The sequence below is a fragment of the Collimonas sp. OK607 genome (genome assembly GCF_900111995.1).
Taxonomy (GTDB): Bacteria; Pseudomonadota; Gammaproteobacteria; order Burkholderiales; family Burkholderiaceae_D; genus Collimonas.
In genome coordinates this window covers 85,788-97,822 of the sequence record NZ_FOKF01000005.1, presented here as the reverse complement: position 1 = coordinate 97,822, position 12,035 = coordinate 85,788, and the positions used below count along the sequence as shown (strand labels likewise).

The 12,035-nt window shown below is 57.8% G+C and carries 10 protein-coding genes; 4 read left to right on the top strand and 6 right to left on the bottom strand.

All coding sequences use genetic code 11. The features are described 5' to 3' along the window. Positions 1-17 precede the first annotated feature (17 nt). The 5 genes from BM029_RS05600 to BM029_RS05580 all read right to left on the bottom strand — a co-directional run bounded on the left by BM029_RS05600 (position 18) and on the right by BM029_RS05580 (position 5,377). Complete coding sequence (locus BM029_RS05600) at positions 18-779, bottom strand: IclR family transcriptional regulator (RefSeq protein WP_092433422.1); 762 nt, start codon at positions 777-779, stop codon at positions 18-20. 16 nt (positions 780-795) lie between these two features. Further along, positions 796-1,647: an N-formylglutamate amidohydrolase gene (locus BM029_RS05595; RefSeq protein WP_244544923.1), complete on the bottom strand. Its 852-nt coding sequence runs from the start codon at positions 1,645-1,647 to the stop codon at positions 796-798. A 66-nt stretch (positions 1,648-1,713) separates the two neighbouring features. After that, entirely contained in the window at positions 1,714-3,129 is a 1,416-nt protein-coding gene (locus BM029_RS05590) for a YfcC family protein (RefSeq protein ID WP_092433420.1), read from the bottom strand. A 113-nt stretch (positions 3,130-3,242) separates the two neighbouring features. Continuing rightward, positions 3,243-4,454 (bottom strand): porin, encoded by a 1,212-nt coding sequence (locus BM029_RS05585; protein WP_092433418.1) that lies wholly within the window; start codon positions 4,452-4,454, stop codon positions 3,243-3,245. Positions 4,455-4,762: 308 nt separating this feature from the next. Next, positions 4,763-5,377, bottom strand: a complete 615-nt coding sequence (locus BM029_RS05580; RefSeq protein WP_092433417.1) for a TetR/AcrR family transcriptional regulator — start codon at positions 5,375-5,377, stop codon at positions 4,763-4,765. A gap of 602 nt (positions 5,378-5,979) precedes the next feature. Here BM029_RS05580 and BM029_RS05575 point away from each other — a divergent pair. Further along, on the top strand, positions 5,980-6,393 hold the full coding sequence (locus BM029_RS05575) for a DUF4148 domain-containing protein (protein ID WP_092433415.1): 414 nt from the start codon (positions 5,980-5,982) through the stop codon (positions 6,391-6,393). An 86-nt stretch (positions 6,394-6,479) separates the two neighbouring features. Here the strand turns inward: BM029_RS05575 and BM029_RS05570 are convergent, their stop codons facing one another. Beyond that, a complete protein-coding gene (locus BM029_RS05570) occupies positions 6,480-7,910 on the bottom strand; it encodes an aminotransferase-like domain-containing protein (RefSeq protein ID WP_092433412.1) in 1,431 nt (476 codons plus the stop codon). A 145-nt stretch (positions 7,911-8,055) separates the two neighbouring features. On the opposite strand from BM029_RS05570, the gene BM029_RS05565 reads away from it, so the two are divergent. The 3 genes from BM029_RS05565 (at position 8,056) to BM029_RS05555 (ending at position 12,034) form a co-directional block, all read left to right on the top strand. Continuing rightward, on the top strand, positions 8,056-9,384 hold the full coding sequence (locus BM029_RS05565; RefSeq protein ID WP_092433410.1) for an omega-aminotransferase AptA: 1,329 nt from the start codon (positions 8,056-8,058) through the stop codon (positions 9,382-9,384). Between the two features lie 39 nt (positions 9,385-9,423). After that, positions 9,424-10,923 (top strand): CoA-acylating methylmalonate-semialdehyde dehydrogenase, encoded by a 1,500-nt coding sequence (locus tag BM029_RS05560; protein ID WP_092433408.1) that lies wholly within the window; start codon positions 9,424-9,426, stop codon positions 10,921-10,923. A 133-nt stretch (positions 10,924-11,056) separates the two neighbouring features. Further along, positions 11,057-12,034 carry an aldo/keto reductase gene (locus BM029_RS05555; protein WP_092433406.1) on the top strand — a complete coding sequence of 326 codons (978 nt, stop codon included), beginning with the start codon at positions 11,057-11,059 and terminating at the stop codon, positions 12,032-12,034. Position 12,035: the final 1 nt, after the last annotated feature.

Below are 12,035 nucleotides of genomic sequence, written 5' to 3'. Positions count from 1 at the left end.
CACGCCAGCATGGCAGATTAGCGGTAGGCATACCCCAAACCCAGCGACAGATCACCCGCGCGCTGCACCACCAGATCGATCAAACCCGGCAGATGTTCGGCCGTGATACGGCTGGCCGGGCCGGCAATGCCCAAGGCCGCGATGACCGCGCCGTCGGCATCCATGATCGGCGCCGCAATCGCCACCGCACCGCTGGATCTTTCGCCGTAGGACACGCTGTAACCTTGTGCCAGCACTTGCTGCAGTTCCTGTTCCAGTAATGTGCGGTCGATGATTGTATTGTCGGTAAGGCGGGTCAGGGCGCTATCGAACAGCGCCTGCTGAACCTGCTGCGGCGCGTGCGCCAGCAGCACCTTGCCGGAAGCACCCGCGTACAGCGGACGCCGGTTGCCGACGTCGGTATGGACCCGTACCGCCTGGGTCGATTCCCAACGCGCCACGCACACGGTTTCCAAACCATCCCGCACCCGCACCTGGACGTTTTCATTGCAGATGCCGCCGATATCGCGCAAATGGCTACGCGCCACACGCACCAGGCTCACCTGTTCCTGGGCGGCGACGCCGAGGTACAGGGCTTTGTAACCCAGATGATAAGTCGGCGTGTCGCCTTCGCGATGCAAAAGGCCGCGTTGTTCCAGCGTGTATAGCAGGCGGAAGGTACGCGCCTTGGTATTGCCGGACATGACCGACAGTTCGGTCACGCCATGCCCCGGGCTTTGGGCTACCAGCAAGAGTAGCGCCAATGCTTCATCTACTGCGGCAACGGTATAGTCGGCCATGCTATCCAGATTCTATTCAGGTTAATTTGCCGCTAATATACCTCGACATCTGCTCGGCGAGTTGCGTCAGGTTGTGCTGAAGCGTGGCAAACCCGGCACTGCGCTCCAGGCTTTGCTCATCCATGTACAAAGCGCGGTTGATTTCGATCTGGATACTGTAGCGCCCATGTTGCGGATCGCTGTAGGCTCGTACCAACTCGGCGCCGCGATAAGGATCGTTGATCTTGACGACGTAACCTTGCGCCTGCAACTGCTGTGCGACCCATTCGGTAAAGGCCGGATCGGCGGCGCTGCCGTTGCGGTCGCCCAGCACAAAATCCGGACGGCGCGCGCCGTTATCGATATTCATGGCGTTGCCGACCGATTTCATCGAATGGCAATCGATATGCCAAACCTGGCCAAAGCGGGCGTGTGCCGCGTTGATCAGTTGCTGCAGTTGGACATGGTATGGATCGTAATAGTGATGGATGCGATGCTGCACTTCGGCGATGCTCAGTTTGCGGTCGTACATCTGCACGCCGGGCAGGGCGTAACGCCGGATCAAACCCATGCCGGCTTTGCTTTTTTCCGATACCTGCAGCGCTTCGGGCCAGGACTGGTCGAGCAGTTCCGGATCGATGTCGCTACGGGCGCGGTTGAAATCGATATAACTGCGGTGCACGCGCGCCGCCAGCAAGCTTGCGCCGAATTGGGTGGCGCCGCTCCATAACTCGTCGACATAGGCATCCCAGCCCGACATCAGCGCCGCTTCCGGGGCGGTAGCCTGCATGTCAGGCGGGCAAAAGCGGCTGCTGTGCGGTGAATCGAATATCAACGGAATCAGCTTGTCGCCATCCGGTGCGGTGAGAAAATACGCGTCTTGCATCATGGTGATCCTTGAAACTTCTGTGTTCTGTGAAAAACGGCCCTGTGGGCCAGCGGTCAATCAAGTCTGTCAATAGCCGCTAAATACCGCAAACGCCATCACGGCCATCGCCAGCACCGTAAAAATGGCGAACAACGGGAGAATGAAACGAATCCAGGTGCCGTAACCGACTTTGCCGGTCGCCAGGTAGGCCAGCAACATGCCGGAAGTCGGCGTGATCATATTGGTCAGGCCGTTGCCGAATAAAAATGCCAGCACCACGCTTTGGCCGCTGACGCCGGACAGATGGCCGATCGGACCCAGGATCGGCATGCTGATGGCTGCCTTGCCAGAGGTCGACGGGATCAGCACATCCAGCAGCATCTGCACCAGGATCATGCCTTCTGCGGCAAAAATCTTGCTACGCCCTTCGACGATGGTAGCCAGGTGATAAATCACGGTATCCAGCACCAGGCTGTCATGCAGGACGATTTCAATTGCTTTCGCCAAGCCGATCAGCAGGCCGGCCAGCATCATGCCTTTCATGCCCTCGACAAAAGCATCGCATGCGGTGCGTACCGACATGCCGGCGGCGATGGCGATGATGATGCCTTCGAAAATATAGAAAGCGCCGAGCTGGATATCGCCCCATTTCCAGGCACTGGTGCCGATCACCAGCACGATGACGCTAACGCCGACCACCATCAGTACAAAGCGATGCGACAGCGAAAGACAGTTGTCCTGATTCAATTCGACCGGCAAGGTATAACCGTGGCGTTTTACGTATAGCAGCAAATAGGCGATGCCGATCGCCAGGAACAGCGCAAACACGAACAGCCGAAGTCCGGCGCCGCTCAGCAAAGGCACTTGCACTAGCGGCTGCGCGATCACCAGCGCCAGCGGATTGGTGACCGAGGCCAGGTAACCGACTTTTGCAGCGATCGCCACCAACGCGGTGGCGTACAGCGGACCCAGCCCGAGTCGCTGCGCCAGGATCAGCATCATCGGGATGATCACCAGGTATTCCGAGATCAGGCCGAGGAAAGTGCTGCCGGCCGCAATCGCCAGCATCAGGACCGGCGTCAGCAGATAGACGTTGCCGCCGGTGCGTACCAGCAGCCGGTCGATGCCTGCATCCAGGGCGCCGCTCTTGCGCAGCACGCCGAACATGCCGCCGATGAACATGATCATGAATACCAGCGGCGCGCTCTTGGCCAGGCCGGCAGGAATCGCCGCCATGGCGGAGAACAGGCTAGCGGGGTAGGCGCGCTCGGCGCTGCTGACTGCCGGGCTGGTGGCAAGCAAGGCAGTCAGGTCGCGTTCTTTGGCGATCAGTTGATAGGTGCCGGGGATCACCAGCTTTGCGTGGCGCTGGAATTGTCCCGAATCCAGTATGTAAGTCAGGCCGATGGCGACCAGCATGATCAACAGCATCATCGCGACCGGATGCAGCATGCGGCTTTTGCCGTGTGCATCTTGTTTTTCGCTGTCTGTGCTGGTTGCCATGCTGATCTCCGTCTATGTTTTACAGAATAATCTGCTTTTGATGCGCTGTTTTTATTTTGATGCGCGGGCCGGGACTGCTTGTAGCAGTCCGGCCCGTGCTGTGTTACACCAGCTTAGAACTTGTGGCGCAAGCCGACTGTGAACGCGGTTTGTATATTGTCAGCGCCAGGTGCGCCGCCGGTGATGCCCGGGCTGTACATGTCCGAGGCACGCAGATTGGCCACATAGCTGTACAGGTCGGTGCGTTTCGAGAACGCATAATCGAGGCCCAGGTTGAATTGCGTCAGGCGGCCCTTGGTGCTGCTGCCGACGAAATCATAACGCGATTGCAACACGCTGCTGACCAGGCGCAGGCTGTCGGAGATGCTGTAGTTGACGCCCAGGTCGAACACGTTGGTGCTGTTGTTGTTGGAACCGCCGGCGGTAAACGCCGCCGAACCGGCCGCGCCGACAAACTTTGCCGCCAGCGGTGCCTGGTTGCCGCCGTAGGTAGCCAGCGGTTGCAACACTTTGGACCAGGCGCCGAACACGCGCCACGGACCGGCTTTATAGCTGGTGCCCAGCATCCAGGTCTTGATGCAGGTATCGCCCGGATGGCCGTAGCTCGGTGTGCAGCCGGCGCCCAGGGTCGTACCCTGATCGCTGGAAGTATTCACCCCACCCGACAGCGTGCCGAGTTTCGATTGCCAGTAGCCGAAACCGATGCCGAACGGACCGTTGGCATAATTTGCGCCGAATCCCAGCGATTGCCCGGTCGATGTCGAACCGGCTGTTTCGCCGAAACCATAGGTTGCATTCAGGACCAGGCCCTTGAGCAGCGGCGTATCGTAGCGGATCTGGTTGTTGGCGCGATTGCCGCCGACGCGGTCCAGGTTGTTATCGTGGACGCCGTTGATGAACACGCCGAAATCGTAAACGCTGGAATAGTAGGTTGCCACTTCGTCGATGAAGTCTTTGCGGCGTCCCAGTTGCACGGTACCGTAATTGCCGGACAGGCCAACGGTCGAAGTCCGGCCGAATGTCAGGCCGCCCTGGCCCGAGGCGCCAGTATCGACAGAAAATCCACCTTCCAGGTTGAACAGGGCTTTCATGCCGCCGCCCAGATCTTCCACGCCCTTGAAGCCGAAACGCGATTGCTGCAGATCGCCGGAATCGACGCTGAAACGGCTGCCTGTGCCGCGCGTGTTGGCGGTAGTCGGAGCGGCGATTTTGTTGACGTAGGTAACGCCCGAATCCAGCAAGCCGTAGACCGTAACGTTGGTTTGCGCATGCGCGGCGTAGCTGAAAGTGCCTAAAACTGACAATGCAACTATGGACTTCTTCATGTAGTACTCCTCCCGGTTGAAAAAAATTCAATGGCGGCTCGGATCGTTCCGGTCGCTCTGATGTTTTATCTAACAAAACAACGTATTGATATATGAAACAATGGTAGGGGCGAAATTTTTCCATGTCAATCGCAATTTCGATTGCAACTGCTGAAATATCAGGCTGGCACTATGAGGATTTGTTGTGCATGGCGCGCAACAGGGATTGGAAGATGAATTATAAGAAGGGCTAGAGCAGGAACGAGGATGCGGGAATTGAAGAGTTGCCGCCGCTCATGGCAGGATGCACGAGCGGCCTCTTGCCAGGGTCAGGAAAGTACAACGTCGGCTTCTGCCGCCCGCTGCTTGCCGCCTTCCGGGGTCACGGCGGAACGCAACATTGCCGATGCGGCATCGAGCCGGCAAGGTTTGCCAAACAGACGCGCGGAAACCAGTCCGCTTTGCAAGGCGCCCAGGATTGTCATGGCGTAAATGGATGGCGTCGCTGGCAGTTTCACACCCTTTTCAGCAACTGCGCGCTCCAGGCGCTGAGTAATCCAGGCCTCGTGCATGGAGTAAAAGTTCTGTATAGTGTTGAGCACATTTTGCGGCAGGCTGTTGGCTTCGGAGGCTAGCATGCCGCACAGGCAAACCCGGCTGGTGCCGAGGTTCTTGCGCCACAAAGCCAGGTATTGCTCGACCTGCTCCTTGAGCGGCGCGTTGGCATCCATACCGCGAATGACGTCGCCAATGTTGGTCGCATAAGCTTGTACTGCGGCCAACGCCAGATCTTCCTTGGTCGGGAAATAATAGTGGATGCTGGAAGTCTTGACGCCGACCAGCTCGGCCAGGTCACGGTAACTGAAGCCGTTGTAGCCGCGCGTTCCCATCAGGACCAGCGTGTGCTCCAGTAGTTGTTCGCGTACGGGGGAAACGGTCTTCATGATTTTTTTACCTATAAAGAGATAGAGACGCAAAACACGGTGAACGTATTTCAGGCGGCTACACATACCATAACGACCGCCATGCTACGTCTTTAGCCACCAATCGGCAATGTCCTGCCGATGACGATGTGACAGGCAAAATCTTAAAGACGCTTTGTACACATATTATCTACTGAAAGGTAGACAATCAAGCGATTTCCTCGCCCTGTCGGCAATTTGGTAATGATTTTTTATTATAAGCAAATACTATTTGACTACCTACCAGTAGATAACTATAGTGACCTTACAGTAGTTGCAGACACGTTGTTTTTAGTAGCAGCTGACCCAGATAAAGTTTTTATTGAGTAATTATTGATTATTTATTGATTAATAACTGGATCAATCAACGTGCCCGGACTGTAGACGATAGGTATAGAGATTCAAAGCATCGATTAGAAAAGATGCTTTTTTATTTCCAATGTTATCTACCTAGTAGTAGATAACATTAAAACCCTGATCTACAGCCACGACGGTGCAGCAAAGATGCCTAACCGTCAGTACATGCGCTTGTGTGACCGCTGTATTTGGCACTTTGTCATTAACTTCAAAAGAAAGAAACCATCATGAAAACCCAACTGATCGCCGCATTGGCACTCGCAGCAACTATTTCAGCTCCTGTATTCGCTGCTGACAACGCCACCCCGCTCACCCGCGCTCAAGTTCAGTCAGAACTGGCAAGGGCTCGTGCTGCCGGTGAACTCGACTTCGCCGGTTCGAATTATCCGGCCTTCGTGCCTGCCCGTGTACAAAGCAATGTCGCCGGCAAGACTCGCGCTGAAGTGAAGGCAGAAGTAGTAAAAGCCCGCGCCGCCGGAGAACTTAATTTCAACGATGCAGACTATCCGGTATTTATCCCCTCCACCGCACCAGGCAAGACCCGTGCTCAAGTCAAGTCGGAACTCGTCGCCGCACGCGCTTCTGGCCAGCTCGATTTTTCCGGCTCGAACTATCCGCTTGATACATACACAGGTAACTGATCGTCCGCGATCCGCTTTTGACCTGTCGACGAAACCCACGCCTCATGATAAGTGCGCGGGTTTTTTATTGGGGGGGGCAGCGGCCGTTAGTAGCAGGCCGCCAGCTTACGGAAGAAATCGGATAGCTTAGGCAAATCCGAGAAGGCGACATTGAAACGAAACCACGGATGTTCGGGTTGCGACACGTAAAAGAACTCTCCCGGCGCCAGCCAGATGCCTTCTTTCAAGGCTTGATCGCCGATTTCCTTGGCGCTTAATGCCGAGCGCTGCATCCTGGCCCAATAAAACATGCCGCCACGCGGCGGCCCGAACGGCAGCAAGCCGGCATCTTCCAGCCGGGCGCTGACCCGCGCTTGCGCGGTCAGCAAAGTGCTGGCCAGGCGTTCGACATGACGACGGTGATGACCTTCAGTCAGCGCGTTGTAGACCAGGCGTTCGGTAATTTCAGAATTGGTCAGCGTCAACACCATCTTGGTACGCGCAAACTCCTTGGCGAGATCGCTTTGGCAGACGATGAAGCCTAGCCGCAGCGACGGCGCAATGGTTTTGGAGAAGCCGCTGACATAAATCACCCGCCGCAAGCCATCCAGTGCGGCCAGCATCGGATCGGTAGGCTGCGCCAGTTCACGGTACAGATCGTCTTCCACCACCCAGAAGCCATGCCGCTCGGCGGCTTGCAATACCCGCATCGCACAGGCAGGGGTATAGGAGGTTCCGGTTGGATTTTGCAGGACTGGATTGGTAAAAAAAATCTTCGGCCGATGGAGTAGCGCCAGTTCTTCCAGTTGCTCAAGATCGATCCCGTTCACGGTGCGCCGCACCCCGACCACATGGATGTTGGCGAGCCGCAGCATGGCGATCAAATTGCAATAACCGGGCTCTTCGATGAAAACGGTATCGCCAGGTTTGACCAGGGTGCGCATGATCAGGTCCAGCGCCTGGGTTACGCCATGGGTGGTAATCACCTGGTCCGGACCGATATCGAGCGACCAGTTGGCGAACGATTTGGCGATGGTTTGCCGCAGCGGGCCATAGCCGAATGGATGGCCGTAGCCAACCTGCTGGGCGCCGGGCGAACGGACAATGCGCCGCTCGGCGGCATGCAAACCCTCGCCGTCCAGCATGCTGCTTGGCAGCCAGCCGCAGCCGGCCTTGATGGGTACCCGCTCGTCGGCAAACACTTCCGAAAACAGCCAGGCTGAATCGATCACCGGATTGAGGCGGATAGCCGGCATGTCGCTGCTTTCCGGTAGCTCGCGCTTGGCAATGAAGAAACCGGAACCGCGCCGCGCAATCAGCAGGCCGCTGGCCACCAGGCGTTCATAAGCTTCGACGATGGTCGAATTGCTAACCCCTTGTTCTAACCCGAACTGACGGATCGACGGCAGACGTTCACCCGGCCGCAACTTGCCGTTGTCGATCATCCGGCTCAAGCCGGCGACTATCTGTTCGACCAGGCCCAGCGCTGATTGCGGCTGCAACAGCGAGGGAAAGCGTGAAACTACTGGTTCAGTCATGGCGTCTTCAAGTGTATTCAGTACAGTTTAACATTCACAACAATACACTTTCTGTGATTTGTATCAAGTGTATCTAACAATCTGGGGTGTAACTGCAATAATCGGCGCTATAGTTAACTCGCCCACCACCACCATCGAAGCCACCATGAGCACAAATAAATCGGATCAGGACCTGTCGGCATTCTGGATGCCATTCACCGCCAACCGGCAGTTCAAGGAGGCGCCACGCATGTTCGTCTCGGCCAAGGGTATGTATTACCAGACCGCCGACGGCCGCTCGATACTGGATGCCACCGCCGGCCTGTGGTGCGTCAACGCCGGCCATTGCCGCGATGAGATTACCGCCGCCGTGACGCGCCAGATCGGCACGATGGACTACGCGCCGTCGTTCCAGATGGGCCATCCGCTGGCGTTCGAAGCAGCCCGCAAGGTGGCCGAACTGATGCCGGCCGGACTGGACCGGATCTTCTTCACCAATTCCGGTTCCGAAGCGGTCGACAGCGCACTCAAGATTGCACTGGCTTACCATCGCTCACGCGGTGAGGGCCAACGCACCCGTTTCATCGGCCGTGAACGCGGTTATCACGGCGTCGGTTTCGGCGGCATCTCGGTCGGCGGCATCTTGAATAACCGCAAGGCCTTCTCCGGCAACCTGATGCCTGGCGTCGATCATTTGCAACACACGCTGAATATCGCCGAAGCCGGCTTCAGCCGCGGCCAGCCAGCCTGGGGCGCGCATCTGGCGGATGAACTGGAACGCCTGGTAACACTGCACGACGCGTCAACCATCGCCGCCGTCATCGTCGAACCGCTGGCTGGATCGACCGGCGTGCTGATTCCGCCGGTGGGTTATCTGGAACGCTTGCGCGAACTGTGCACCAAGCACGGCATCCTGCTGATTTTCGATGAAGTGATTACCGGTTTCGGTCGCCTCGGGGCTGCCACCGCCAGCGAATACTTCAAAGTCACGCCGGATCTGATCACGCTCGCCAAGGGCATCAACAACGCTGCGATACCGATGGGTGCAGTGGCCGTCAAACGCGAGATCCACGATACGGTGGTGCAATCCGCCGCCGCCGGAGCAATCGAGCTGATGCACGGTTATACCTATTCCGCCCATCCGGTGGCCGCCGCCGCCGCCATCGCAGCTCTCGATTTATACAAGAGCGAACAACTGTTCGAGCGGGCCCGCGAGTTGTCGCCGTTGTTCGAGAAAGCAGTACACGGCGTGGCCGGCGCGCCGCACGTTAAAGATATCCGCAACCTCGGCCTGGTAGCCGGCATTGAGCTGGAGCCACGGCCACAAGCGCCGGGTGCGCGTGCTTACGAAGTGTTCCGCAAGTGCTATGAAAAGGGTGTGATGGTGCGCTACACCGGCGACATCCTGGCGTTCTCGCCACCGCTGATCGTGCAACCGGAAGAAATCGAACGCATGTTCAGCACAGTGCGTGAAGCACTCAATGAAACAAAGTGACCGAAACAAAGTAACCGCAACCAAATAACCGAGACAACTATGAGTATTCCGCAAATCAATCATTTCATTTCCGGCGCATCGGCGACCGGCCGCTCCGAGCGCTATTCCGACGTTTTCAATCCAGCCACCGGCGCAGTTGTCGCCCATGTTGCACTGGCATCTGTGCAGGAAGTAGATAAAGCCGTCGCCGCTGCACGCGCAGCATTTCCAGAGTGGTCCGAGACTTCGCCGTTGCGTCGCGCCCGTGTCATGTTCAAGTTCAAGGAACTGCTGGAACAGAATCATGACAAGCTGGCAGCCTTGATTACGCGCGAGCATGGCAAGGTGTTTTCCGATGCCAAAGGCGAAGTGGTACGCGGCATCGAAGTGGTGGAATTTGCCTGCGGCATTCCGCACCTGCTGAAAACCAGCCACACCGACAATATCGGCGGCGGCATCGATAACTGGAACCTGCGCCAGCCGCTGGGCGTGGTGGCCGGCATCACGCCGTTCAACTTCCCGGTGATGGTCCCGATGTGGATGTTCCCGGTGGCGATAGCATGCGGCAATTGCTTCATCCTGAAACCGTCCGAGCGCGATCCATCGGCCAGCCTGCTGATCGCCGATCTGCTCAAGCAGGCAGGCTTGCCTGATGGCGTATTCAATGTGGTCCAGGGCGACAAGCTGGCAGTCGATGCCTTGCTCGCGCATCCGGATGTGCAGGCAATTTCCTTCGTCGGTTCGACCCCGATTGCAGAATACATTTACACCGAAGGCGCAAAGCGCGGCAAACGCGTGCAAGCGCTGGGCGGCGCCAAGAACCATCTGGTGGTGATGCCGGATGCCGATCTGGATCAGGCGGTCGATGCCTTGATCGGCGCTGCCTACGGTTCCGCCGGCGAGCGCTGCATGGCGATTTCGGTGGCGGTTGCGGTGGGCGACATCGCCGATCGCCTGGTGGAGCGGCTGGCAGAACGTGCTGCAGCTCTGAAGATTGGCAACGGCGACCAGGCCGACTCCGAGATGGGGCCGCTGGTCACCGGCGTGCACAAGGCCAAGGTCGAGGCTTACATCGCCAAAGGTGTCGAAGAGGGCGCCAAGCTGCTGGTCGACGGCCGTGGCTTGCGCGTTGCCGGCCATGAAAACGGTTTCTTCGTCGGCGGCACGTTGTTCGATCACGTCACGCCGGAGATGACGATCTACAAGGAAGAAATCTTCGGCCCGGTGCTGGCGGTGGTGCGTGTGCCGGACCTGGCCAGCGCAGTGGAACTGATCAACGCCCATGAATTCGGCAACGGCGTTTCCTGTTTTACCAGCGACGGCGGCGTCGCACGCGCTTTCGCACGGCAGATCCAGGTCGGCATGGTTGGCATCAATGTGCCGATTCCGGTGCCGATGGCGTGGCATTCATTCGGCGGCTGGAAGCGCTCGCTGTTCGGCGATCATCATGCTTATGGCGAGGAAGGCATCCGCTTCTATACGCGCTACAAGAGCATCATGCAGCGCTGGCCCGATAGCATCGCCAAGGGTGCTGAATTCACGATGCCTACTGCAAAGTAAATTAGCTTGCAGCTTCAACACCCTGGCAGGGGTTTGCCGCTCCTGCCAGGTCACTGCCAGATCAATATTCCGGATTAGGCTAGACTGACTGCCTCGAGCTATCACGCTCTATCACCATCCGGAGCAATCTACGATGAAACAACGGAAACTGGGATCAGCCGGGCTGACGGTATCGGCCATCGGCCTCGGCTGCATGGGCATGAGCACTGCATACGGCGCAGCCGACGAAGCGGAATCCATCGCTACGCTGGAGCGGGCGCTGGCATTGGGCATCAACTTTTTCGACACGGCCGAACAATACGGTCCCTACGAAAATGAAGCATTGCTGGGGCGCGTCTTCAAGGGCCGCCGGCATGAAGTGGTGCTGGCCACCAAATTCGGCTTCAAGATAGAGAATGGCGTCACCACTGGCATCACCAGCGAACCGGGCCACATACGCCGGGCGGTGGAAGGATCGCTGCGCCGCCTCGATACCGATTACATCGATTTGCTGTACCAGCACCGGGTCGATCCGGCCGTGCCGATTGAAGAGGTGGTGGGCGTCATAGCCGATCTGGTGCGTGAAGGCAAAGTCCGCTTCCTGGGCCTGTCCGAGGCCGGCGTCGCGAATATTCGCAAAGCCCACGCAGTACATCCGATCAGCGTCTTGCAAAGCGAATATTCACTATGGGAACGTAACCTGGAAGCCGATATTTTGCCAACCTTGCGCGAACTAGGTATCGGCCTGGTGCCATTCAGTCCGCTGGGCCGTGGCTTCCTGAGCGGTACTGCGCAGCGGGCGGAAAATTATCCCGCTTCTGATTTCCGTCATCTTGATCCGCGCATGCAGGGCGCCAACTTCGATGCCAATATGCGAGCCGCAAAAGTGGTCGGCGAGATCGCTGCAGCGAAAGGTGTCAGCAGCAGCCAGATCGCGCTCGCCTGGGTACTACAGCAAGGCGACGACATCGTACCGATTCCTGGCACCAAGCGCCGCACCTACCTTGAACAAAATGCCGGTGCAGTTGAAGTGACGCTGGATCAAAGCGAAACCACGCTGCTGGAAAATGCCCTGCAGCAGGTGGCCGGCGAACGCTATAGCAAGGAACGCATGGCTTGGGTTGACCGCTGAG

Coding starts and splice junctions, on each gene's coding strand:
- BM029_RS05585 (WP_092433418.1), bottom strand. CDS start 4,454: ATGAAGAAGTCCATAGTTGCATTGTCAGTTTTAGGCACTTTCAGCTAC.
- BM029_RS05600 (WP_092433422.1), bottom strand. CDS start 779: ATGGCCGACTATACCGTTGCCGCAGTAGATGAAGCATTGGCGCTACTC.
- BM029_RS05565 (WP_092433410.1), top strand. CDS start 8,056: ATGAGCACAAATAAATCGGATCAGGACCTGTCGGCATTCTGGATGCCA.
- BM029_RS05595 (WP_244544923.1), bottom strand. CDS start 1,647: ATGATGCAAGACGCGTATTTTCTCACCGCACCGGATGGCGACAAGCTG.
- BM029_RS05575 (WP_092433415.1), top strand. CDS start 5,980: ATGAAAACCCAACTGATCGCCGCATTGGCACTCGCAGCAACTATTTCA.
- BM029_RS05555 (WP_092433406.1), top strand. CDS start 11,057: ATGAAACAACGGAAACTGGGATCAGCCGGGCTGACGGTATCGGCCATC.
- BM029_RS05580 (WP_092433417.1), bottom strand. CDS start 5,377: ATGAAGACCGTTTCCCCCGTACGCGAACAACTACTGGAGCACACGCTG.
- BM029_RS05560 (WP_092433408.1), top strand. CDS start 9,424: ATGAGTATTCCGCAAATCAATCATTTCATTTCCGGCGCATCGGCGACC.
- BM029_RS05570 (WP_092433412.1), bottom strand. CDS start 7,910: ATGACTGAACCAGTAGTTTCACGCTTTCCCTCGCTGTTGCAGCCGCAA.
- BM029_RS05590 (WP_092433420.1), bottom strand. CDS start 3,129: ATGGCAACCAGCACAGACAGCGAAAAACAAGATGCACACGGCAAAAGC.